This window comes from Streptomyces sp. NPDC002926, from assembly GCF_053591755.1.
The window spans coordinates 214621-237315 of the sequence record NZ_JBSFUK010000008.1 but is presented as its reverse complement, the minus strand read 5'-3'; the positions used below and the strand labels follow the sequence as shown (position 1 = coordinate 237315).

Below are 22695 nucleotides of genomic sequence, written 5' to 3'. Positions count from 1 at the left end.
AAGTCGGCTGCCGGGATGCCGTGGTGGTCGTGGCGCACGATTCCTGTGTGGATGCCTTCCGACACGCACAGCGCGAAGCCGTCGGCTCGCTCGCGTAGGGCTTTGCGTAGCAACTGGGCGTCCAGGAGGCGGCAGGCATGGTTGAGGTCGGAGCCTACCCACCCACCGTGCTGGTCGATGGCGACGTACCCGGTGGCGACGACTCCGCGCAGTCGGATCTGCGCCGAGCTGGACGCCAGCCGGTTGTATCCGTGCAGTTGGGCCGGAACTTCGGAGAGCAGGGCGCGGAGCAGAGCCGTCACGGAGGCGCTGGCATCGATCAGCTCCATGACGGAGTCGCCCCGGTCGGCCCGTATCCGCAGTGTTTCCTCGATGCCGGCGTATTCCAGGACACGGTCGGCGATGTCGTAGAGCACGCGCCGCAGATAGGCCTGCTCGACGTCGTCCCGGTCGCTGTACTTCTCGATGTCGAGCAGGAGGATCGTCCGGCTCACGGGGTCGGTCATGGTCGCCTTTCGGTGGCCCTCGATGGCGTTCGGTCGCTGCTAACGCAAGAGTGCCCGGTATCAGAGGGCGGCGCGGTCGGCGACACGCTTGTTCGACGTGTCCTCGGCGCACGCCAGCACAATCCTCGACCGCAACGCCAAGGCCTGCGAGGACTTCGTCCGACGTGCCCAACGCGTCAACTGTTCCCGCTCGAGATCGCTCAGGACCAGGCCGGCCCTCGGCCGCCCCGGACGATCGGTGTCCGCCAGGCCCTCCAGCCGTGACTCCACGAACCGCTTATACCACCGTCATCGCCGACAGGCCGGCACCCAACGCTGGGTCGTGGAGCGCGCGTTCGCTCACCTGCACTGGTCCCGCCGCCTGCGGATCCGCTGGGAGATACGCGACGACATCCACGAAGCATTCCCCACACTCGGATGCGCACTCATTTGCTGGCGGCGCCTGAAGTCATTGCGATAGGAGTTCTTACTCCCCCACCACCGGGGAGAGTCGTGTCGGATGCCCGGGTGGATCAGCGGTTGGCGAGCAGTGCGAGTTTGCTGAGCCGGTGATGCGGCTCCCGTCGGGCGCGGCCCAAGTACTCCTCGCCGCTGGCGGGGTGGTGACATGCTGTGCCGTTTGGTGGCACGCTCGAATGCCGACTTGCAGCGCGTGATCGACCGGAGGGTGGGATTCGATGGCATCGTGCGGGCCTCGACGGCGATCATGATCGAGAATCCGGTGCCGCTCCGGATCACTCCACTGGTGCGCCAGGCGTCGCGGCAGGCGCCGTTTGGACCGCTGACCGCTGGAGGACCGGCCTTGAGGGAGGGACCGAGAAGTGAGCTTCTGGAAGTACCTGGGCACCCGCTACCAACAGCTGCTGGTGGACGCCTATCAGCACGCCAGCGCCGTCTTCCAGTGCATGGTCGTCGCCACGGTGCTCGGGGTCCTGATCGGCGTCCTCACCTACCGCACCGAGTGGGCGGGAAACCTCGCGATCACCACGACCGCAAGCATCCTCACAGTCCCCTCCCTGGCTCTCCTCGGCCTGCTCGTCCCGGTCGTCGGCCTCGGCGTCGCGCCGACCGTCATCGCGCTGACGCTGTACGGACTGCTGCCCGTGGTCCGTAACGCGGTCGTCGGGTTGCGCGGAGTCGACCCAGCCCTCGTCGAGGCCGCCAAGGGCATGGGGATGTCACGCTTCGCCCAGCTGCTCAGGGTCGAACTGCCCCTCGCCTGGCCGCCGATCCTCACCGGTGTCCGGGTGTCGACCCAGATGCTCATGGGCATCGCGGCGATCGCGGCCTTCGCCTCGGGGCCCGGGCTCGGCAACCAGATCTTCCGCGGGATCTCCAGCCTGGGCAGTGCGAACGCGCTCAACGAAGTACTGTCGGGGACGCTCGGAATCGTCGTCCTGGCCCTGCTGTTCGACGCCGGGTACGTGCTGATCGGACGGCTCACCATCTCACGGGGGATCCGTGGCTGACTCTGCCGAAATCGTCGAACCGACCTCCCCGACGTCCGAAGCCGCAGGCCCCGGCCGATCCGCCCGATCCGCCGGGCCCGACCGGCCGGCCGCCGCCGGCGCGAGTATCCGGCTGGACAACCTCACCAAGCGCTATCCGGACAGCCAAGCGCCGGCCGTGGAGGACGTGACCCTGGACGTCGCGGCCGGCGAAACCGTGATCCTCGTGGGGCCCTCGGGCTGCGGCAAGAGCACCACCCTCAAGATGATCAACCGGCTGATCGAGCCGACCTCGGGGCGGATCACCATCGGCGGCGAGGACGTCACCGGCATCAACCCCGTGGCGCTCCGCCGCACCATCGGCTACGCCATCCAGGCCACGGGCCTCTTCCCGCACATGACCGTCGCCGAGAACATCGCGCTCGTACCGAAGATGGCCGGCTGGCCCCGCGCGAAGGTGCGGGACCGGGTCGAGGAGATGCTCGAACTGGTCGGGCTGGATCCCGGGGAGTTCCGCGGCCGCTATCCGCGGCGACTCTCCGGCGGCCAGCAGCAGCGGGTCGGGGTGGCGCGGGCGCTGGCGGCCGACCCGCCCGTGCTGCTGATGGACGAGCCGTTCGGGGCCGTCGACCCCATCACCCGCGAGCGCCTGCAGGACCAACTCATCCGGTTGCAGCGCGAATTGCGCAAGACGATCGTCTTCGTCACGCACGACTTCGACGAGGCCATCAAGATCGGCGACCGGATCGCGGTGCTGCGCGACCGGTCGCAGATCGCCCAGTTCGACACTCCGGAAGCGATCCTGGCCAGTCCGGCGGACGACTTCGTCGCCGGTTTCGTGGGCGCAGGAGCCGGGGTGAAGCGGCTGCACCTCAAGCGCGTACGGGAGGTGGAGCTCGCCGACGTCCCGACCGCCACCGTCGACGACCCGCTCGAGACCGCCCTGCACCTGCTGGACGCGGGCTCCGCCTCCGCCGACCACCTGCTGCTACTGGACCGGGAGCGGCGCCCGCACTCCTGGCTGCGACGCGAGGACCTGACGCGCGCCCGGAGTGCGCCCGCCGGAGAGCCGCTGCCGTTGTCGGCGGGCACCCCCGTACGGAGCCGGATCGGGGTGGACATGACGCTGCGGGACGCGCTGGAGGCGCTGCTGGCCGACGGTACGGGCCGCGTCGCGGTCACGGGACAGGACGGCGCGTACGCCGGCGTGGTGGACATGTCGACACTACTCAACGCGATGCACGGGGCGCCGGGCGAGCGCGGAACCGAGGAGGCTCGGCCGACCGGCCGGGGTGAGCCCGCGTGAGCCGGAGCGTCGGTGTCGGGGCTAGTGGTGGAGCCGCTCCCGAGGCCGGTTACGGGTCCCCGGGGCCGGCTCCAGGGCCAGGGCACGACGAGCCCGTGACCCGGCTCGCCGCACTGGACCGGGTCCCGCCCCGTATCACCTGGCAGAAGCTGATGACGCTGCCGGCCTTCGTCGCGGTCGTCCTCGGCGCCACCGCGCTGTATCTCCGCACCACCGAGCTGGACTCGATCGCCAGGAACGCCCTCGCAGACGGCGCCGTGCGCACCGCACTCCTCCAGCAGACCGAACTCGTCGCGATCTCCACCTTCTTCGTGCTCATCATCGCGATCCCGCTGGGCATCGCGCTGACGCGCGGGGTCCTGCGCCGAGCCGCACCGCCGTTCGTCGCGGCGGCCAACATCGGCCAGGCGACCCCGGCCCTGGGCCTGCTGGCACTGCTGGTGATCTGGCTCGGCATCGGCCAACGAGCCGCCCTGGTCGGCATCGTGGCATTCGCGGTGCTGCCGGTGCTGAGCAACACCGTGGCCGGCCTGAGGGCCACCGACCCGGCACTCGTAGAGGCGGCGCGCGGCATCGGGATGTCGCCGCTGCTGGTGCTGTTCCGGGTCGAACTGCCCCTGGCCGTACCGCTGATCCTGGCGGGCGTACGGACCGCGCTCGTGCTGAACGTCGGCACCGCGACGCTGGCCACCTTCGGCGGCGGAGGAGGACTCGGGGACCTGATCTCCTCCGGCATCACCAACCAGCGCATGCCGGTGCTGGTGCTCGGCTCCGTACTGACGGTCGCCATGGCGCTGATCGTGGACTGGCTGGGGTTGCTCGTCGAGTTGCTGCTGCGTCCACGCGGCCTGGAGGGGGACTGATGCGCCTGGCCCGGGTACGGACGGCCGTCGCGGGCGCGGGCGCCCTGCTGCTCGCCGCCGCAGGGCTGAGCGGCTGCGGACTGACCAGCGGCAGCCCGCTGGCCGACCCGGTGCAGCCCGGCTCCATCGGAGAGGGGCGACCGCTGAAGGGCGCCCAACTGACTGTGACCTCGAAGGAGTTCACCGAGCAGATCATCCTGGGCCAGATCATGGGGCTGGCCTTCAAAGCGGCCGGCGCGGAAGTCCTGGACCGGACGAACATCCAGGGCTCGATCGGCGCCCGCGAGGCGGTCAAGTCCGGTGCGGCGGACGGGATGTACGAGTACACGGGCACTGCCTGGATCACCTACCTCGGTCACACCGAGCCGGTCGTCGACCCGTACGAGCAGTGGGAGGCCGTACGCGAGGAGGACCGCCGCACCGGCATCACCTGGCTGCCCGCCGCCCCGCTCAACAACACCTACGCGCTGGTCGCGAACCGGGCAAATGTGCAGAAGTACCGGCTGCGCACCCTCTCCGACGTGGCACGTCTGACGAAGAAGGACCCGGGCGCGGCGACGATCTGCGGCGGCAGCGAGTTCTCGGTGCGCGAGGACGGCCTGCCGGGCGTGGCGAAGACGTACGGATTCGCCCTCCGGCGCGGGAACTTCAAAAAGATGGACGACGGCGTCGTCTACACCCAGGTCGCCAAGGGCGCGGCATGCACCCTCGGCGTGGCGGCCACCACCGACGGCCGCATTCCGGAACTCGAGCTGAAGGTGCTGGAGGACGACCGGCACTTCTTCCCCAACTACAACGCGGCCCCCGAGATGAACAGCGCCACGATGAGGAAGTACCCCGCCATCGCCGACGTCCTCGCCCCGATCACCAAGCGGCTGACGGGGGCGCAGGCCCAGCGGCTGAACGCGCGGGTGGACGTGGACGGGGAGGACCCGCACGAGGTGGCGAAGGACTGGCTGGTGCGGGAGGGCTTCATCCGGGAGGGCTGACAGACGGCTTTGCCCCAGGCTTGAGCTCCATCACAACCGGCTCACCGCCCCCGGGAGAACAGGGCACGACGGTGCACATCGGCCCGGTCGTCCGGCAGCCACTTGGTGACGATGCCGGTTAGCATCTGCCCAGTCCCGGGATACCGTCTCGGCCGACGAGGTCGCGCACGGCAAGCCCGCGCCGGACATCTTCCCGGATGCGGCGCGCCGCCTGGGAGTGTCCGCGGCCGCGTGGTTCTGGAGGACCACGCCCCAGGCGCCGCCGCTGCACACGCGGCCGGAATGCGCTGCGATCCCGTACGTCGCCGCACAGGCCGACGACGCGGCGTTCGCCACACACGGCACGGAGGTAGTTCTTCAAGTGACCCGTCGCGGGTGGCCGGGTCAGAGCGGAAGCAGCCCTTGTCGCCAGTCCTTGTCGAGGTGTACGTCGGTCTGCTTGCCGTTGTCGAGCGTGACCTCGACCTCGTCATTCTTTCCGTTTCCATCTGGTCGGAGTTTCCGGTGATGAGCAGCCCGAATGGCGCGAGCCGAGCGCTGATTCGACTCATTCGAGCTTTCCATTCCAGATTGAATGCGGTCAATCTAATCCGGTCCTGCCCGCCATTAATTCGTGTGGAGGCCCGACATCCTGACCGCCGCGCCAAGGCCCTTTCCGACGGAATGCGAAGGAGTCCTGCCGGGCTGCCAGAGGAGTGACGCGGCCCCGAGAGCGGCGGCGTGGTCGCCCAACTTCGTGGGACGGACGAGCAGCGGCGGCCGCGAGCCGCACCGCACGACGTTCGCCAGCAGTTCACGCCGCACCGACTCCATCAGGGTCGGGCCGGCCGTGACGAGTTCACCGCCCACGACGACGATGCCGGGTTCGAGCGCGTTGACCAGACCGGCCAGCACCTTTCCCACGTGGGTGCCGGCCCGGCGTAGCACCGCGTGGGCGGCCGGATCTCCGGAACCCAACGCGGCCACCAAGTCCGGTAAGCCGGCCCCGGGTCGGTACGAGTTCAGCATGGCCGTGGTCGACGCGACGGTCTGCAGACAGCCCTGGCCACCGCAGGGGCATGGCGCGCCTCCGGGCTCCGCGGTGATGTGCCCGAACTCCCCCGACCAGCCGTGTGCGCCACGGTGCAGCACGCCACCGCTCACCAGCGCCCCACCGACAGGGTCCGAGAGTTCCAGGTAGAGCACGTCTCGCTGTCCCTGGGCCGCGCCCCAGACCGTCTCGGCCAGGGCCGCGAGCCGCGCGGCGTTGTCGAACCGCACCCGTGTGCCGAGGCTGCGGCCCATCATCACCGCCATGGCCCGCTGGTCGACCGCGGCGGGCGAGTCGGTTGCCGGGCCCGTCACCGCGACTCCCACACCGTTCAGGGCGTCGAGTCGCAGTCGTCCACCGGTCAGGGTGCCGACGAGCCGACGCGCGATGACGATACGGTCCGGCCACTGGGCCGTGGGGGAATGTGCTTCGCTCGCCGTACTGATGGCGTCGTGTTCCAGGCCGTGGCGCTCCAGGCCGTCGTGGTCCCCCGCCACCGCGACCACGCGAACGGCCCGCCGCCCGAAGTCGATGCCCAGGACACGGCCGGCCTCCGGGTTCAGAACCAGCTTCTCCGCCGGGCGCCCCCGCCTGCGCGGAGTGCTGTCCGGCACCGCGGCGATCACCTGGCCACCGTCCACGAGCCTGCTGACAACCTCGTACAGCGTGGTGCGTGACAGCCCGGACAACTGCCCCAGCTCGCTCCGTGTCAGGGGGCCGAACTGGCGCAGCAAGCGCAGCATCTGATCCCCGTTCTCTCCCCGTGCCCATGTGCTGTTGCGTGTCGCGTTCGGCACTTCTGCCCCCTTCTTGCGGCAGACCCGGCCTGCCGCAAGGAGGAAAGTAGGGACAGTTCTTGTGGAATCTTTGTGATCGGGGCCGCCCCTCCTGAACCGCCCCTCCCGGCGCAGTGAACGGGCGGTCAGGCCGGGCCGTTGTCCACGCGCAGCACGAATCCGACACCGCGCACGCTGTGCAGGATGCGGGGACGCCCGTCTGCCTCCGTCTTGCGCCTCAGATGGCTGACGAACGTGTCCACGGCGTCCGTACGGACGCGGGCGTCGTAGCCCCAGACGTGTTCGAGCAGCTGGCCGCGGGTCAGGACCAGGCCCGCGTTCCGGGCCAGCATCTCCAGGAGGTGGAACTCGCGGGGCGTCAGGTGCAGGAGCTGTCCGTCCAGCCATGCCTGGCGGGCGGACGGTTCCACGGCCAGGCCGCCGACCCGGACCCGGTCCGTCGCGGTGGGAGGGCGGCGCCGCAGGAGGGCGTGCAGGCGCAGCGTCAGTTCCTGGAGCGCGAAGGGCTTGACCAGGTAGTCGTCGCCGCCAGCCTGCAACCCGGCGAACCTGTCGGCCACTTCGTCCAATCCGGAGAGCATGAGAACGGGCACGTCGTCCCCGTTCTCGCGCAGTGTCCGGCACACGTCGATGCCGCTCAGGTCGGGCATGCAGACATCGAGGACCACAATGTCCGGACGAAGTCTGTTCATCGACTCCATCGCGGAACGGCCGTCACCGGCCAGCGCCACCTCGAAGCCCCCCAGCCGGAGTCCGCGTTCCAGCGAACGCCGCGTGCTCACGTCGTCGTCGGCCACGAGAACTCGTCCGGCCCTGCCGGCCATGCGTCGCTCCTCTCAAGACGTTGCCTGCGCCCGCGGGCGCGATGCTACCCGTGGGCCAACTGCCTCCGGGTTCATGCCCCGTTGGCCCGGGGCGGCTCGCCACTCAGCCCGCGGACCGGCGGGACGCCGTATCGCCGCGGCTGTCGTAGGCCGCCCGCGCCTCCATGACGTCACTCATATGACTGATCGACCAGGTCTTCAACGCCACCAGCGGCTCGCGCAGAGTGGCGCCCAGTTCGGTGAGCTCGTACTCGACGCGGGGTGGGATCTCCGGGTGGATGGTCCGGTGGACCAGACCGTCCCGCTCCAGCGCGCGGAGTGTCTGCGTGAGCATCTTCTCGCTCACGCCCTCAAGCTTCCTGCGCAGAGCGGTGTAGCGCTTGGCTCCGGATTCCGCCAGCTCCCCGAGGACGAGCACGGTCCACTTGTCGCCGATGCGGTGCAGGACGTCGCGGGACGGACAGCCGCCGGCGTACGGGTCCCACTCGGTGCCCGATTCCTTCGTCATGCCCTCACCCGTCATGCCCTCACCCCACGTCGCGTGCACGTCCCGCAGCCGCGGTAAGCGTATCCAGGGGAGGAAACTCTCCGGAGCGACGGGCGCTCTACGCCGGAGAGTGCCTGGCCGCGGCCGACTCGGGCCGCATCGTGCGGTACTGCGACGGTGTGCAGCCGATGACCCGGCGGAAGCTCCGGGAGAAGTGCTCGGAGCCCGAGAAGCCGCAGCGCTGGCCTATGGCCGCGATGGTCTCGGTGCCGTTCTCCAGGTGCGTTCGCGCCGACGCGATCCTCAACTCGGTGAGATACCGGTAGGGCGTGGCGCCCGTTGCGTTCTTGAAGCAGCGCAGGAAGTGGAAGCGGCTGAAGGAGACCAGGGCGGCGAGATCGTCCAGAGTGATGGGCCGCGCAAAGTTGGCCCTCATATACGAGGTGATGGTCTCCAGTTGCCGCTGGGTGAGACCGCCCGCCGGCTCCTTCGGGGCGGCGGCGCGCGACCGCGGAATACGAAGGTGGGCGAGGATGAAACGCGCCGCCGAGTCCGCGTAATCGTCGCCGGCACCGAGTTCACTGGCGGCCACCACGGCCTTCACCATTTCGGCGAGCACCGGGTCGGAGGTGACAGCCGGACAGGGGTGCCGGGACTGGCGCTCCCCCATCCGGAATTCCTCTCCGCCGAGCCGGAGCACCATGATTTCGGGAATGGCGAGGGACGCGATCACGGCGGGTCTGTTCCCTCTCGGGGACACCACCAGCGGCTGGTTCGGTTCCGCGGGGGTGACGCAGACGTCCTCCGGCAGCAGGATCGTCTCCCGCGTGTCCCCGCGGCCCCCGTGGACGGCGAGGATGCCGCTCACGTGCACACTCAGCCCGATTCCCGTCGACGGCGGCACCGGAAGCGTGTGCACGCCCTTGCCCAGCGTCCGCTTCCACACGTGCAGCGCACGCCACATCGTGTGGGCCACCGCAGTGGTTCCATCCAACGTCGGTGTTCCTCTCTTCCTCGGGTCCGACAGCTCTCTCCGGAACCATGACAAGGAGGAGGTGCCGTTTTCAAGGAATCCCTGCGGGAATAATCGACGTCGGGCGGGATTAATTCAGTACAGGAAATGCCGACCCCTGAATCGCCGACCCCGGGTGAGGTGAATTCGAGCCAGAAGGAATCAGCCTCGGGCGGGATTGATTCCGGACGCCTCCGCCGTGCCGCTCAGCCAGTCGCGGCGCAGCAACGGCAGTGTGTGCTCGAACTCCCGCACGCCGGTCAGCGGCAGCCGTACCTCGCAGCGTGTGCCGCGCTGCCCGTCCGGGCGGTCCGACATCGAGACCTGCCCCTGGTGCAGGGTGATCTGCTGGGCGACGAGGGTGAGGCCCAGCCCGGAGCCGGGGCTGTCCGGACCGTGCCAGAACCTCTCGAAGATCTTCTCCCGGCGTTCGGGCGGGACGCCTGGGCCGTCGTCGTCCACGGTGAGTACCGCGATCCGCTCGCCCGGCCGGTCGGACTGCCGCAGGGTCACCGCGATGGTGGCGGTACGTTCGCCGACCCTCCCGTGCACCCGGGCGTTGGTCAGCAGGTTGTCCACCGCCGAGCCCAGCCCCTCCGCCCAGCCGTGCGCGATCAGTCCCGACGCCGCCCGCACGGACACCTCCGTCTCGGGGTGGGCGCGGCGCAGTCCGGCGACGCAGGAGTGCACCAACTCCCCCAGGTCCAGTGCCGCGAACGCCTCCGCCTCGACCAGATCGCCCTGCGCCAGAGTCCGCAGCATCGTGAGCAGGCCGACCAGCCTCTCCTGCTCGGCCACCAACTCGGCCAGCACCTCCGCGCGTTCCGCCGTGTCGAGCTCGAACGGGCCTGCCAAGACATCCAGGTTGGCGCGGATGCTCGTCAGTGGCGAACGCAGCTCGTGGGAGGCCGCCGCCGCGAACGACCGGGCCGTGGCCAAAGCCTCCCCGGTACGTGCCACCTGCTCGTCGTAGCGGTTGAGCACTGTCTGCAGGGTGAGCGCGAGGTCGTCAACCTCGGCGATGCGGGTGGGGCGGTGCTCCAGCCGGGCGGAGCTGGTGCGCGGGTCGAGTTCGCTGGTACGCCGTTGCAGCCGGCGCAGCGGCAACACCGCCCGGTTCGCGATGGCCCAGGCCGCCGCTCCCGCCAGCGGCAGGGCCAGCGCGGCCCCGGCGTACACACGTTGGCGCACCAGCGCCAGCTCCTCCTCGACGGTGTCCGGTGAGAACAGCCAGAGGTTGGGCCGGTTCCGCTTCCGGTCGATCGCGACGGGCAACGACAGGACCAGCCAGTCGCGGCCTTCGACGGTCATCTTCAGCGGTTTCGGGGCGCTGTACGGCAGTTGTGCGTGCGGGAGTTGGGGACCGCCTCGCAGCGTGCCCGTGGGTCCGGTGATCCGTACGCCCATGCCGCTGGTGGACTTGATGAGCCGCTGTCGGCGGGCTTCCTCGACAACCGGCTGGCCGGTCCCGGCCACGTCCAGGTAGTTCTTGGTGTTCTTGGCCACGACGGTGGCTCGGGCCTGCAGTTGGGCGTCCTGCTGCTGGCGAAGGTCATCGGTTATCAGGCTCAGCAGCAGCCATCCGCAGGCCACGATCAGCACGGGTACGCCGCCGCCGACGGTGAAGGCGAGCCGGCTGGAGAGCTTCACCGGCCGCCACCGGTCTTCCGCTCACCGGCATCCGTACGCAGGACGAATCCTTCGTCGACCATCAGCCCTCGTCACCCGCACTCCGCCGACCCTGGCCCGTCCAGTACGTGCGGACGGCCCCCGCCAACACTACGCGGCAGGGGCGTCTCCGGGAGAGGATCTACAGGTTCCCGGCGCTCCAACAGCCGTCGCCACGGCAGTTCTTGAGGCGTTTGAGTGCGTCCCGCAGGTTCTCCAGCCGGGCTCCGCCGAGCTGCCCCACGGTGTTGTGCAGCTGGTAGGGGTCGGTGCGGAGGTCGTAGTACTCCTTCGCACCGCTGCCGTACTCGACGTAGGTGTAGGAGTTGGTGCGCAGGGCGTGGTAGTTGGGCGGGCTGATGCTCTCCCCGCCGTTGTTGTCGGGGTCGCCCGGCGACTTGTCGGCGTGGCGGTGCTCGATCAGGTTGGTCGTGCGCCAGTTGGCGTCGGAGCCGCCGTCCAGGAGCGGAAGCAGGCTGTGCCCGTCCACCCGGGACGACACCGGGGCGCCGCCGATCCGCTGGAAGGTGGGCGCGAGGTCGATGTTCGACACCTGGGCGTTGCTCGTCCTGCCTGCCGCGACACCGGGTCCGGCGATCACCAGAGGTACCCGGACGTCGGTGTCGAAGGCGGTCTGCTTGCCCGCCTTGAGGCGGTACTCGCCCAGGTGGAAGCCGTTGTCGGAGCCGAAGACGATGTAGGTGTTGTCGGCGACGCCGGCCCTGGTCAGGGCGTTGCGCAGCTTCCTGATCATCCCATCGACCGACTGGAGCGCCTGGGCGCGCTTGCGGAACTTCCGGTCGATCGTGTTCTTCTCGCGCTGGGTCAGCCGGTCCTGCCGGGCCAGCCACGGCGGGGCGTTGGTCGGCAGCTTGTCGAACGCAGGGCTGCGCGGAGCCTCAAGGCCGGGGAAGGCGTTCTCGTGGCGCGGCGCTGGCGTGGAGGGGCCGTGCGGCGTGAAGAGCGCGATCTCCAGCAGGAACGGCTTGTTCGCCGCAGCGGACTTCCTGACGAACGCCGTACCCTTCTTGCTCAGCACGTCGGTCAGATAGTCCTTGGGCTTGTCGCCGTGCGACTCGATCTTGTGGTTGTGGGCGAGCTTGTAGTCGTAGCCCTGGTAGCCGCCGCCCACGACGTCCCACTGGTTCCAGCCCGGCGGGATGTACGGCTTCTGGCCCGCGACGGTGTCGTTGGGGCTGTAGCCGTTCAGGTACTTGCCCATCATGGCGGTGCGGTAGCCCTTGGCCTGAAGGGCCGTGGCGAAGGTGTCGCGCTCCTCTCCGCCGCCGTGGAAGGCGTCGAACCCGCCGTTCGGCCCCTCGTTGCTGAGGACTCCGGTGTTGTGGGGGTACCGGCCGGTGAAGATGGACGCCCGGGACGGGCAGCAGAGCGAGTTGCTGACCACGAAGTCGCTGAACGTCATGCCCTGCGACTGGAGTTTCTGAACCTCGGGCATGTACGGCAGGAGGTTCGAGGACATGTCGTCGGTGAGGACGAAGACAACGTTCGGATTTTCCGCCGCGGCCGCGACGGGCCGTGTGGTGACGGCGGGACTGTTCATTGCCCCGCCCATTCCACTCGGGGCCGCCAGAGCCAGTGACACTCCGCAGACTATCAGGGCCAGTAATTGACGAGTACGAATCATACCGAAAGCGTGGCAGCCGGATTCCGCGCCGGTCAACGCCCATAATTGCTGGGGGATTTATTCCGGCTCTGCGGCCAATTAATCCGGCAGGCAAAAAGGAACACCGAGCGCCGGCACGAAAACCCGTGACGGCGCCCGGTGTTCCGGGGAGCCCAGAGGCGGCGGAAGGGAGGGGAACGCCCCCCGGGCGGGGGATCAGGCCCTGCTCGCGGCCTTGTAGAGCTTGCGGGCGCGGTCGCCGAGACGCGGGTGGTACTCGCTGGCGTCCATGCCGACGGCGATGTTGCCGACCAGAACACCGACACCCTCGTCTGCCTTGAACTCGGCGAGGAAGGCACCGCTGCTGGATCCGCAGGTCTGCACGCAGTCGATGCCCCACATGGTGGAGCCGGGGCGCCCGAGGTCGCGGTGTTCCTTGCCCTGGCAGTGGTTCAGCCGCTCGCCGTTGCCCTCGGCGCGCGAACCGCCGTAGCCGAAGGAATGGACGTAACGCCCGTTCGGGGCATTGAACTTGATGCCCTGCGCACCACCCACGACCGCCGTCATCGATGACGGACGACATGGCGGACGACGTGACGGCCGGCGCCTCCGGGGCGGCGGCGGGCGCGGCCATCTCCTTGGCGGCGTTCAGCCGGGCGTCGGTCCAGAACTCCAGGGCGGTGTCCTGCTCCTGGTCGGAGAAGGCGATGGCGCGGGTCTCACTGTCGGCGGGTGCGGTCCCCGCCTGCGCCGGCTCGACGGTGGCGGCCAGTGCGGCGAGGCTGAGGCGCTGACCAGCATCGCGGTACGTCTCATGGATTCGGCTCCGAAGAAGGTGGGGGGTGGTGCTACGGCATGGGCGTCGCACTGGGGTGCCGGAGGCCCGGGGAGCTCACGGGCGTCCGGCACCGGCTCAGCGGGTCAGCAGCTGAGGTTCTTGCCCGGCTTGACGTCGAGGATCTTGGTGAACTTCTTGTACGTCTTCACCCGGCTCTGCACCTGGGCCGGGTTGCCGCCGTTGCACTCGATGGCGCCGTTGATGCTGCGGATCGTCTGGCCGAAGCCCTTGCCCTTGACCATGGCGTTGTGCGGGGTCATGGTGCCCGCGCGGCCGGACTGGGTCATCCAGAACCACAGTCCCGTCTTCCACGCCACGACGGGGTTCTTCTGCACCAGCCCCGGCTTGTGGAGCAGGTCGATGCCAAGCGCGTCACCGGCGGCCTTGTAGTTGAAGTTCCAGCTGAGCTGGATCGGCCCGCGACCGTGGTACGCGGACTGCCCCGCCGGGCAGCCGTACGGCTGCGAGGTGTCGCAGTACGACGGCCAGTTGGCCTTGTTCTGCTCGACGATGTAGCGCCCGCCGCCGGTCTCATGGTGGACGTTGGCGAGGAAGGCGGCCGCCTCACGCTTCTTGGTCCCGGCGTTGCCCTTGCCCGCGAAGGCCGGGTACTTCTTCATCGCCTTGACCAGGGCTTCGTAGTTGTAGAAGGGCTTGTGGTTGGGGAACATCTTGTTGTACTCCGCCTTGCTGACGACGAAGTCACCCTGGGCGGTGGGCGCGGCAGGTGCGGCAGACGCGGTCGCCGCGGTGAGGCCAGCCCCTGTCGTCGCCAGCAGCACGGCGGTCAGAAGGGCATGAGCGGTACGCATCTTCGGCATGGTGGAAACTCCTCGATGGAATGGGTTGTTAACCGATGGAATGCATCGGTGGGTAAAGCGGACGAAGGAACGGGCTGGTCAACGGACGAACTTCCAGGTGACCTTGTGAATAACACCCTTGGAGGGATTGGCCAGCTTCGCGAAAGCCGGCTGGCTGAGGTCGATGTGCTTGGGCCCGCACTCCATGCACTTGTCCCTGACCGGAACGGTGATGGTCTTGCCGCGGAAGGTCAGCCGGACCTTGACCTTGCAGAGTGGGTCGTTGTTGGGATTGGCGGCCTTCCACCACTTCGGCGAGACCGCCACGAGCATCTGTGTCGCGGCGTCGAGCGGCTCTCCGCAGGCGCCGGTGCCGGCCTCGTTGTAGTAGGTCGCCTTGCCCTGGCGGTCCTTGCCGAACGGGAGGGCGGAGGCGGGCGACGCCTGGGCGACACCGAGGACGGCCGCCGCCAGGGTGACGGTGAGGACCGACTGCGTACGACGGGAAACGGGCATGACAGATCGCCTTTCGTCAAAGGATCGGAAGAGGAGAGCGGCCGTACCGGCCCGTCAGAACGGGGTCAGCGTCAGGTGCATGGTCTTCGGCTGGGTGTCCTGGATGTACGACGCCCACTCGGCGACGTCGTCGAAGGCGAAGCCGTACGCCTTGCCGTTGTCCATCTGGGCGTGGATGGCCCGCGCGTAGTGGTTGGTGATCTCCGGCTTGTAGAAGGCCGCCGCGCGGGTGGTCGGCTGCTTCGGATGGCTGAGCAGCGTGGAGCGGTTGAAGCCGGCGCCCAGGATCGCGGCCACGGGACCGGTGACCCCGTCGTTGGGGGCGGCGAGGGCGCCGTCGCAGAACAGCACGTCGCGGGTCGAGGGCTTGGCAAAGGAGACCGTCGCCGGGCCGTGGAAGGTGAGATTGCCGTTGTCGACCCGGCCGGTGAACGCGCCCCCGACGGTACGGACATGGAGCGGCTGCTGCCGGTAGGCCTGCCAGACCTTGTCGATGTACGGGTCGAAGTAGTGCTTGCCGAACCGGCCCGCGTCGAGTCCGTGACTCGGCGCGATGACCCGCCGTCCGCCGACGACCAGCCTTCCGAAGCCGGGGGTGTTCTCCATGGCCCGGAAGATCCGGGCCCGGCCGCCCTGCCGCATCCTGCCGGTGGTCTGGTCCCGGTTCCCGGACAGCCGGATCATCAGCGGCACGCTGAACATGTCGACCATGGTGGTGTTGCAGAACATGCCGGACGCGTTGTGCGTGAACTCCACGAAGTCGTGCAGCACGGGGAAGTTGGGGTCGGACTTCACCCAGCTCGCCGGGTGCTGGAGCGCGGGCCGCCCGGCCCCGTCCCGGACGGCCTTGAGCTTGAGCTTGCCGCCCAGGGAGACGTAGATCCGGCCGGACATGTGCGGCAGCCGGATCCGCGCGGTGCCGCGGGCGTCGAGCGGGATGGCGTAGTCGGTGAAGCCGTTGTCCTGGTTGTCGGAGACCTTGACCGGCTCGACCGTGCCGCGGGGTGTGACCCGGATGTGACGGTCGCCCCGGCTGCCGACGATGTACAGGTGGACGTTGCGGTTGGCGTACTCACCACTGTTGTTGTGGATGACCAGAGGCAGGCCGCCGGCGCGCTCCTCCGGGAGGGCCGGGCCGTCCTCGTCCGCGGCGAGGGCCGGACGCGCGCCCGCGGCGAGCGCGGCGCCGGCCACCGCGGCACCGGCCAGCGAGGTAAGCGCACTGCGGCGGGAGAACACCGGTGAATCAAGCGGCACCATGCGGAAATTCCCTTTCTTTACCACGGGGCATGTCCGTTCCTTTCTCGAACGCTCCTTGCGTGAACGCGGTCAAACCTAGCCAGCGGTGACGCGCGACGGTCATCAAAAGTTGCTGCGGGACGGACAGTTGTTGCGCGGACAGTTGTTGCGCGGACCGCGAACGGAAAAGAGGGCTGCGCCTGCCCGACGTTTTCGACGAAGCGTCGGGCAGGCACAGCCCAGGGGAATGCGTGTGAAAAGGGTGGGCCGGGATTCAGCGCAGGGTCGCCTCGATGAACGAGAACGGCGTGGGGGTGGCGACGATTCGGTCCAGGGTGAATCCGGCCGCGTCCAGCATCGCCTCGTACTCCTCGGCGGTGCGCTCCCGTCCGGTCAGCATGGCCAGCATGGTCAGGTCGACGAACTTGGCGGGGTGCGGCGCGTCGCCGGGCGGGATCGCCGGGCGTCCTGATCCTCGGGCCGCGCAACGAGACCCTGACAATCAATGACACCGCCCGCCGGTGACTGGACGAGCTGATGCCCACCCTGCCCCGGCACGGCGGCGAACTGCCGTACGCCATCCACCAGGTGGCGGCGAGAGCCCAGGCCCGCCGTAGGCGAACTCGACCACACAGACCCGCACCACACGGACCCGCCCAACACTGTTCAGGACCACCTGAAGTCGATCTTCTCCAAGGTCGGTGTCCGCAGCCGCGGCCAGCTGCTGGCCCGCCTGCTCGGGGAGCACTACCTGCCGGACCCGGGCTGGCGCCGCGTCAGGCCTCAGTCGCGCCGGTGAGCACACCGGCGAGACCGACCGTGGGCCGACCGATCAACCGACGCAGATCCCCACTGCTGGTGAACAACTCGCCGCGCTTGAGCCCGAGGTCGGAGTCGGCGAGGACTTCGGCGAGTTCGGCGGGCAGCCCGGCGTCGAGGAGCGCGGCACGGTACTGCTCGGCGGGAAGGTCGCTGTAGATGACATGCCTGCCCGAGGTGTCGGACAGCGCGGAGGCCAACTCGGCGAGCGTGAAGGCGTTTTCCCCGCCCAGTTCGTACACGGACCCCGCATGCCCCTCGCCGGCGAGAACGGCCGCCGCGGCCTCCGCGTAGTCACGCCGGGAGGCGGCGCTGACCCGGCCGCCACCGGCACTGCCCGGCACGACGCCGGTCTCCAGGTAGAGCGGGAACTGCGACGTATAGTTCTCCAGGTACCAGCCGTTGCGCAGGACGACGAAGGGAACGCCACTGTCGCGCAGATACTGCTCGGTCTTCGCATGAGCGTCGGCGAGTATCATGCCGGCAGTGCGGGCGTTGAGCGTGCTGGTGTAGACGATGAGTTCGGCACCGGCGTCCTTGGCGGCGTCGATGGCCCGCACATGGTTGTCGTACCGCTCACCGACGGTCGTCGTCGACACGATGAGCACCTTCCGCACCCCCTGGAAGGCCTGGACCAGACTCCCAGAATCGGCGAAGTCGGCCCGACGCACGTGAACTCCCCGCTCGGCCAGATCGGCCAGCCGGTCGGTGTTCCGCCCGGTGGCGACGATGTCCTGCGACGCCACTCCGCGCCGCAGCAACTCCTCCACAACGAGCCAGCCAAGCTGCCCGGTCGCTCCGGTAACGGCGATCGACATGTCTCACTCCTGGTACGTAGGTCTGGGAGGGCTCGAGCGCCCCGCCAGCAGTACACAGAAGTAACTCCCCATTGGGAAGTGACCACTTTTTAGTTAGCCCACTCCCCAAAGGAGAGTAAGCAGGTCAGGGAGATGCAGGGCGGCAAGATAGGAGGGTGAAGGCAGACGAGTCGGGCTGTGCGCCGGGTATTGTCCCACGCAGGGAGCGATCATGCTCTGACCTGCATGTTTACGGGCACCCGGCGGGAGATTTCGCCCTCTGGGACTTCTCAGGGACTTTCAGCCGAGGTCCGTGAACCACGCCTCGATGGCGTACAGCCCACGAGCGCCGGCCTGCGGCATGAAGTGCGTGTACGTCCGGAGTGTGAACGCCGGGTCGGAGTGCCCCAGCAGATAGACGCCGCCCGGACCTTGCTCACGCGCCGTGGTGATTGACGCTGCCCAATCGGTGTCTGTGACCGACAGCAGCGCTGCGGGGATGGGTCGGCCGTTATTGTCCTGCTGGTCGGTGTCTTGGGCGGGGTGAAGTCGGCGGCGATCCGGACGTTTGCCCATTCACGGCCCTTGGCTCGGTGAGCGGTGGAGATGGTGACGTCGGCATGTGTCTCGGGGGTGAGTCGGTCCACCGCCGTGAGGACGGCTTCGGTGCCGTGCTGGTCAATCAGGTCGACGAACGGCTTCAGATCGCTGCCTGCCGGGTCGTGTTCGGCATGATCCTGCAGTTCGTCCCAGGAGGGGAACAGGAGCAGTTCGGGGTGCCAGGTGCGGCGTCCCTCCTGGAGGTCGCGAGCAGCGGTGGCCAGAGCTCGCAGGCTCTCCCCTCCCCCGGCGAGCGCCACCCGGCTCCCGGCGGCGAGGTGGGTAGAGATGCCAAGAGCCATGCCGGTCTTCCAGCCGGCCTGGCGGGGTCCGTTCAGTCGGCGGGCGTAACGGTGACCGACCGCCGCGAACGCGAGGGAATGAGCGGTCTTGCACGCCACCATGGACGGGAAACGGGCGGCGGCCTCGTGGGCGATGGCCTTGTTGAAGGCGACTAGCGGCCCCGGCGTTTGGTGCCTGACGCGAGCAGGACGAGCGTGCTCGTCTTGCCCGTTCCCGCGCCCGCCTGGAGGGCCAGATGGTCGCCGGCACGGAAGACATCGGCCTCGGCGCTCGCTCAGGTCCAGCCTCTGGTGCCGCCGGGTCATCACGGGATCCTAGTGACTTCCCGGAACAGTCTTGGCGGGCTCGGCCGGCTGCGGACTGTCAACCGCCTTCAGCCCGAAGACGCCGTCGTCCTGCTGGATACCGCGCCGAAGAACATGGAGGCCGTGGTCTATGCGATGCGCGAGAAGATTCTCGAAATAGGCTGATCAGGCCGAGGCGAGCGCGGTGGCAAGCGGCGCGGCGAGCGTTTCGGGCAGCACCCGCTCGGCGCGTACGTACGTGCAGCCGACCCACTCGGCGGCCTCCCGCAGCGCTTTCGCCGCAGCCGGTACGTGTTTGGCGCCGGTCAGCGAGATCTGACGCGCCACCAGGGTCTGCCCCTCGCCCGCTCCGGATCCACCCTGCCCACCAGACGCCCGCCCGAGAGCAGCGGCATTGCGAAATAGCCGTGCACCCGCTTGTCCTTGGGGACATACGCCTCGAGGCGGTGGGTGAAGTCGAAGACGCGTTCGGTGCGCGCCCGGTCCCACACCAGTGAGTCGAAGGGCGAGAGCAGCGTGGTGCGGTGGCGGCCGCGCAGCTGTTCCGCCAGGGCGGCGGTGTCGGCCCAGGCGGCAGCCGTACGGCCGTCCTTGCCCCAGCCGGCGACCGGCACCTCGACCAGCCCGCTGTCGGGCAGCGCCGAGTGGATCTGTTCCACCGCCAGCCGTTGGTAGTCCGCGAGATCCTTTACCGTGGCCACCCCCAGCGCCGCCCCCTCCCGCGCGGTGCGCTGGCACCTGGGCCGTGGCACGGCCCAGACCCGGTCGATCGTCGCGGAGCGCCCTCGGTACAAAGGGGATCGGGAGGCGTGGGACAAGGGGCGGCCCCTGACACTCCGGCCCGCCGGTACCGACCCCGACACCGACACCGATGCCGTCCCGGGCGAGGCGGGTCACGTTACGTCGCGATGACCGATGCCCTCCTGAATCGGGGTGCCTAGTGTCATCTCGTCCCTGGTGGCAACGGATCGGAATCGGACCCGCATGCGTCTGCTCACGTACCTCGTCGGCTGCAGTGTCGACGGCTTCCCCGCCGGTCCTGACGGACAGTGCGACCCCTTCGGCTTCGACGGCGATCTCAAGGCCGCCGTTCTGGCCGAGTACCCCGAGACCGTCCCGGACCATGCCCGCAGGCCGCTGGGCGTCGTCAGCACGGCGAACAGGTTGTTCGACACGGTCGTCATGGGGCGCGACGTCTACGAATCCGCTCGGGCGGCCGGTGCCGACAGCCCGTATCCCTGGCTTCGGCAGTACGTAGTCTCCTCGTCCCTGAAACGGCCCGCGCCAGGCGTCGATGTCGTCGCCGGGGACCCGGCGGAGTTCGTCCGCGGGCTGAAGCGGCAGCCGGGCATGGGCATCTGGCTGTGCGGCGGCCCGGTGCTGGCCGGGCGCTTGCTGCGCGAGGTCGACAAGCTCGTGGTCCACCGCCGCCCGGTGGTCTTCGGGGCCGGCGTTCCGCTGTTCCACGCGGCATTCGACCCTGCCGCCTTCACGCTGACCGACTTCCGGGTCTTCGCCACCGGCGCGACTGTCACTACGTACACCAAGCAGTAGGAGCACAAGTGTTGTTTCGCCCCACGACCGAGGCCGATCAAGAGCGTGTCGCAGCAGTCATCGTGGATGAACCGGTGGGCTGGATCGACACCGACCGCTACCTGGACGAGTTGAAGCAGGGGATGTACCGGCCGGAGTGGACCTGGATCGCCGAGGACGACGGGCGGATCGTGGGCCGTTCCTTGTGGTGGGGACAGCAGGACAGCGCTCACCCCGTCGCCCTGGACTGTCTGCATGTCGACCCGACGCTCCCCGACCGCGCGGAGGTGGCGGCCGGGCTGCTGACCGCCGCGCTGCGGGCGTTCGCCGACGCCGGTGCGCCCAAAACTCCGCTGTACAACCTGACGCTGCCCGTCGGCTGGCGTGACACCCCGGCCGCGGTGGCCGCCGTGGAGTGGCGGCGCCGGGCCGCCGTGGCAGCAGGCCTCACGCACGAGGTGGAACGGCTGCGCCTGCAATGGACGGCCGACGTCGGCCTCCCCGCGTCCAGGGGCCGGCTGACGTTCGCCCCCGCTTCGGACGAGGAGTTCCTCCGGCTGTTCCGTCGGACAGCCGTCGGCAGCCTGGACGACGAGACCCGCAGGAACATCGCCGTCAAGGGCGCCGAAGCCACAGCCAGGGACGAGATGGACTTCTATCTCGGCTGCCCCGGTCGGCGCGAGTGGTGGCGCGTGGCCCACACCCCGGACGGGCAGGTCGCGGGCCTCGCCCTCCCCTCCGCGACACCGTATGCCCGCAACGTGGGCTACCTGGGCGTCGTCCCCGAGTTCCGCGGCAATGGGTACGTGGACGACCTCCTCACCGAGATCACCCTCATCCACGCGGAATCCGGTGCCGAACTGATCACAGCCACCACGGACACCGGCAACGCCCCCATGGCCGCGGCCTTCGCCCGCGTCGGATACCGGACTTCGGAGATCCGCATGCTGTATTCGGCGCCGGTGGCGTAGGGCGGAGAGACGGAGGCCCCTTCGCCCGAGGGAGACGGATGGTTGATGACGGGCGGCAGCGGGCGCGCCGTATGAAGAGAGCCGTATGAGCCGTATGAAGAGAGGAGAGCCGGTCTGATGCCGGTTTTCATCGAAGAGTTCACCTTGGCCGGGAGCGACAGCGGTCCCTACGCGCTCACCACGGGCCCGGACGGGGCGCTGTGGTTCACGCTGGTTCACCGCGGGGGCATCGGGCGTCTCGTGCCCGGAGGGGTACTCACGCACCATCAACTCGATCCGGACTGCGGGCCGACGATCATCGCTGTCGGGCCGGACGACGCCTTGTGGTTCACCGAGCACCGGGCGCACCGCATCGGCCGGATCGCCCTCGACGGCAAGGTCGAGGAATTCACCGTGCCGACTGCGGAGTGCGGTCCGTTCGGAATCGCTGCCGGGCCGGACGGAGCGCTGTGGTTCACCGAGACCGCCGCCGACCGGATCGGAAGGATCACCACCGACGGCCGGGTGACCGAGTTCCCGCTGCCGGCCACGGGGACCTACCCCTCCGCGATCACCGCGGGCGCCGACGACGGGATGTGGTTCACCCTGAACCAGGCCGACGCGATCGGGCGGATCGGCATGGACGGAGCCGTCACTCTGCACCCGTTGCCGACCAGGTCCGCCGCCCCGGTGGGCATCGCGGCCGGGCACGACGGGGCGGTCTGGTTCGTCGAGATCGGTGCAGGGCAGATCGGGCGGATCACTCCCGACGGCGGGATCACCGAGTTCCCGCTGCCCGACCGCACGTCCCGGCCGCATGCCATCACCCTCGGCAGCGACGGCACGTTGTGGTTCACCGAGTGGGCCGGCAACCGGGTGGGCTCCCTCACCCCCGACGGCACCGTCACCGTGCACGACCTGCCGACCCCGGGCTCGGAGCCGCACGGGATCGCCCTGGGCCCGGACGGAGCTCTGTGGACAGCGCTGGAAATCGGCGCACTCGCCCGCGTCGGCGTCCGTGTCCGCACGCAACACAGCAACGAACAACGAGGGAACGAAAGGGAATGCTCATGAAGTACGCACTCGTGATCTTCGAGACCGATGAGTCGCGCCACCGGATCCGGACCGCCCGGGCCGCTCACCGAGCGGCGTACGAGACCTGGATCGGCAAGATCGCGGCGGCAGGCAAACTGATAAGTGGTGATGCCCTGGACACCGAGTCGGCCTCCGTGGCGACCGTGCGCAAGACCACCGAAGCAGCGCCCGCCACGGTGACCGACGGGCCCGCACACCCGGGCGAGGAGACCCTGGGCGGCTGGTTCGTCATCGACGTGGCCGACCGTGAGGAAGCCGTGGAACTCGCCAAGGGGCTCGGCACTTTGGAGACCATCGAGATCTGGCCGGTGCTCGAAGGCGCCTGAGGACGGTCCGTTGCGGCATC

22 protein-coding genes and 6 pseudogenes are annotated in these 22695 nt (G+C 69.1%); 12 read left to right on the top strand and 16 right to left on the bottom strand.

The window, feature by feature from the left end; genetic code table 11:
• Positions 1 to 506, bottom strand: a pseudogene (locus ACWDZ6_RS16925) (hypothetical protein); the annotation flags it as partial.
• Positions 507 to 566: 60 nt separating this feature from the next.
• Positions 567 to 782 (bottom strand): annotated as a pseudogene (locus ACWDZ6_RS16920) (IS630 family transposase); the annotation flags it as partial.
• A 325-nt stretch (positions 783 to 1107) separates the two neighbouring features.
• Between ACWDZ6_RS16920 and ACWDZ6_RS16915 the strand changes: the two are divergent.
• The 6 genes and pseudogenes from ACWDZ6_RS16915 to ACWDZ6_RS16890 form a co-directional block, all read left to right on the top strand.
• A pseudogene (locus ACWDZ6_RS16915) lies at positions 1108 to 1278 on the top strand (Lrp/AsnC family transcriptional regulator); the annotation flags it as partial.
• Positions 1279 to 1327: 49 nt separating this feature from the next.
• Complete coding sequence (locus ACWDZ6_RS16910; RefSeq protein ID WP_451503467.1) at positions 1328 to 1975, top strand: ABC transporter permease; 648 nt, start codon at positions 1328 to 1330, stop codon at positions 1973 to 1975.
• Positions 1968 to 3260 carry a betaine/proline/choline family ABC transporter ATP-binding protein gene (locus ACWDZ6_RS16905; RefSeq protein ID WP_451503466.1) on the top strand — a complete coding sequence of 431 codons (1293 nt, stop codon included), beginning with the start codon at positions 1968 to 1970 and terminating at the stop codon, positions 3258 to 3260. Before ACWDZ6_RS16910 ends, ACWDZ6_RS16905 begins: the two co-directional genes overlap by 8 nt.
• Positions 3257 to 4123 carry an ABC transporter permease gene (locus ACWDZ6_RS16900; RefSeq protein WP_451503465.1) on the top strand — a complete coding sequence of 289 codons (867 nt, stop codon included), beginning with the start codon at positions 3257 to 3259 and terminating at the stop codon, positions 4121 to 4123. The genes ACWDZ6_RS16905 and ACWDZ6_RS16900 overlap by 4 nt, the downstream gene beginning before the upstream one ends.
• Positions 4123 to 5112 carry a glycine betaine ABC transporter substrate-binding protein gene (locus tag ACWDZ6_RS16895; protein ID WP_451503464.1) on the top strand — a complete coding sequence of 330 codons (990 nt, stop codon included), beginning with the start codon at positions 4123 to 4125 and terminating at the stop codon, positions 5110 to 5112. Before ACWDZ6_RS16900 ends, ACWDZ6_RS16895 begins: the two co-directional genes overlap by 1 nt.
• Positions 5113 to 5239: 127 nt before the next feature.
• Positions 5240 to 5455 (top strand): annotated as a pseudogene (locus tag ACWDZ6_RS16890) (HAD-IA family hydrolase); the annotation flags it as partial.
• Between the two features lie 263 nt (positions 5456 to 5718).
• On the opposite strand, the gene ACWDZ6_RS16885 reads toward ACWDZ6_RS16890, so the two are convergent.
• The 7 genes from ACWDZ6_RS16885 to ACWDZ6_RS16855 all read right to left on the bottom strand — a co-directional run bounded on the left by ACWDZ6_RS16885 (position 5719) and on the right by ACWDZ6_RS16855 (position 13121).
• Entirely contained in the window at positions 5719 to 6939 is a 1221-nt protein-coding gene (locus ACWDZ6_RS16885) for an ROK family protein (RefSeq protein ID WP_451503463.1), read from the bottom strand.
• A 125-nt stretch (positions 6940 to 7064) separates the two neighbouring features.
• Positions 7065 to 7763 (bottom strand): response regulator transcription factor, encoded by a 699-nt coding sequence (locus ACWDZ6_RS16880; protein ID WP_451503462.1) that lies wholly within the window; start codon positions 7761 to 7763, stop codon positions 7065 to 7067.
• Positions 7764 to 7866: 103 nt separating this feature from the next.
• Entirely contained in the window at positions 7867 to 8271 is a 405-nt protein-coding gene (locus tag ACWDZ6_RS16875; protein WP_451503461.1) for a winged helix-turn-helix transcriptional regulator, read from the bottom strand.
• Positions 8272 to 8368: 97 nt separating this feature from the next.
• Entirely contained in the window at positions 8369 to 9244 is an 876-nt protein-coding gene (locus ACWDZ6_RS16870; protein WP_451503460.1) for a helix-turn-helix domain-containing protein, read from the bottom strand.
• A gap of 180 nt (positions 9245 to 9424) precedes the next feature.
• Positions 9425 to 10912: a sensor histidine kinase gene (locus tag ACWDZ6_RS16865; RefSeq protein WP_451503459.1), complete on the bottom strand. Its 1488-nt coding sequence runs from the start codon at positions 10910 to 10912 to the stop codon at positions 9425 to 9427.
• Between the two features lie 160 nt (positions 10913 to 11072).
• On the bottom strand, positions 11073 to 12491 hold the full coding sequence (locus tag ACWDZ6_RS16860; protein WP_451503458.1) for a sulfatase family protein: 1419 nt from the start codon (positions 12489 to 12491) through the stop codon (positions 11073 to 11075).
• 279 nt (positions 12492 to 12770) lie between these two features.
• Positions 12771 to 13121 carry a hypothetical protein gene (locus tag ACWDZ6_RS16855; RefSeq protein WP_451503457.1) on the bottom strand — a complete coding sequence of 117 codons (351 nt, stop codon included), beginning with the start codon at positions 13119 to 13121 and terminating at the stop codon, positions 12771 to 12773.
• Positions 13122 to 13123: 2 nt separating this feature from the next.
• Here ACWDZ6_RS16855 and ACWDZ6_RS16850 point away from each other — a divergent pair, with 2 nt between their 5' ends.
• Positions 13124 to 13348 carry a hypothetical protein gene (locus ACWDZ6_RS16850; RefSeq protein ID WP_451503456.1) on the top strand — a complete coding sequence of 75 codons (225 nt, stop codon included), beginning with the start codon at positions 13124 to 13126 and terminating at the stop codon, positions 13346 to 13348.
• 127 nt (positions 13349 to 13475) lie between these two features.
• Here the strand turns inward: ACWDZ6_RS16850 and ACWDZ6_RS16845 are convergent, their stop codons facing one another.
• The 6 genes and pseudogenes from ACWDZ6_RS16845 to ACWDZ6_RS16820 all read right to left on the bottom strand — a co-directional run.
• Entirely contained in the window at positions 13476 to 14204 is a 729-nt protein-coding gene (locus ACWDZ6_RS16845; RefSeq protein ID WP_451503472.1) for a chitinase, read from the bottom strand.
• A gap of 87 nt (positions 14205 to 14291) precedes the next feature.
• Complete coding sequence (locus ACWDZ6_RS16840) at positions 14292 to 14708, bottom strand: cysteine/serine endopeptidase inhibitor (protein WP_451503455.1); 417 nt, start codon at positions 14706 to 14708, stop codon at positions 14292 to 14294.
• 54 nt (positions 14709 to 14762) lie between these two features.
• Positions 14763 to 15968 carry a beta-1,3-glucanase family protein gene (locus tag ACWDZ6_RS16835; RefSeq protein ID WP_451503454.1) on the bottom strand — a complete coding sequence of 402 codons (1206 nt, stop codon included), beginning with the start codon at positions 15966 to 15968 and terminating at the stop codon, positions 14763 to 14765.
• A gap of 253 nt (positions 15969 to 16221) precedes the next feature.
• The gene (locus ACWDZ6_RS16830; RefSeq protein WP_451503453.1) at positions 16222 to 16449 is read right to left on the bottom strand and encodes a methyltransferase; all 228 of its coding nucleotides are present in this window, start codon (positions 16447 to 16449) and stop codon (positions 16222 to 16224) included.
• 274 nt (positions 16450 to 16723) lie between these two features.
• Entirely contained in the window at positions 16724 to 17584 is an 861-nt protein-coding gene (locus tag ACWDZ6_RS16825; protein ID WP_451503452.1) for an SDR family oxidoreductase, read from the bottom strand.
• A 279-nt stretch (positions 17585 to 17863) separates the two neighbouring features.
• A pseudogene (locus ACWDZ6_RS16820) lies at positions 17864 to 18441 on the bottom strand (DNA helicase); the annotation flags it as partial.
• Between the two features lie 342 nt (positions 18442 to 18783).
• Here ACWDZ6_RS16820 and ACWDZ6_RS16815 point away from each other — a divergent pair.
• The gene (locus tag ACWDZ6_RS16815; RefSeq protein ID WP_451503451.1) at positions 18784 to 18936 is read left to right on the top strand and encodes a hypothetical protein; all 153 of its coding nucleotides are present in this window, start codon (positions 18784 to 18786) and stop codon (positions 18934 to 18936) included.
• On the opposite strand, the pseudogene ACWDZ6_RS16810 reads toward ACWDZ6_RS16815, so the two are convergent.
• A pseudogene (locus tag ACWDZ6_RS16810) lies at positions 18937 to 19487 on the bottom strand (DNA glycosylase AlkZ-like family protein); the annotation flags it as partial. It lies immediately after the preceding gene.
• A 268-nt stretch (positions 19488 to 19755) separates the two neighbouring features.
• Here ACWDZ6_RS16810 and ACWDZ6_RS16805 point away from each other — a divergent pair.
• The 4 genes from ACWDZ6_RS16805 to ACWDZ6_RS16790 all read left to right on the top strand — a co-directional run bounded on the left by ACWDZ6_RS16805 (position 19756) and on the right by ACWDZ6_RS16790 (position 22675).
• Positions 19756 to 20325, top strand: a complete 570-nt coding sequence (locus tag ACWDZ6_RS16805; RefSeq protein WP_451503450.1) for a dihydrofolate reductase family protein — start codon at positions 19756 to 19758, stop codon at positions 20323 to 20325.
• An 8-nt stretch (positions 20326 to 20333) separates the two neighbouring features.
• Positions 20334 to 21275 carry a GNAT family N-acetyltransferase gene (locus tag ACWDZ6_RS16800; protein WP_451503449.1) on the top strand — a complete coding sequence of 314 codons (942 nt, stop codon included), beginning with the start codon at positions 20334 to 20336 and terminating at the stop codon, positions 21273 to 21275.
• Positions 21276 to 21392: 117 nt separating this feature from the next.
• Entirely contained in the window at positions 21393 to 22328 is a 936-nt protein-coding gene (locus tag ACWDZ6_RS16795) for a Vgb family protein (protein ID WP_451503448.1), read from the top strand.
• Positions 22325 to 22675 (top strand): YciI family protein, encoded by a 351-nt coding sequence (locus tag ACWDZ6_RS16790; protein ID WP_451503447.1) that lies wholly within the window; start codon positions 22325 to 22327, stop codon positions 22673 to 22675. The genes ACWDZ6_RS16795 and ACWDZ6_RS16790 overlap by 4 nt, the downstream gene beginning before the upstream one ends.
• The last annotated feature ends 20 nt before the right edge of the window (positions 22676 to 22695 follow it).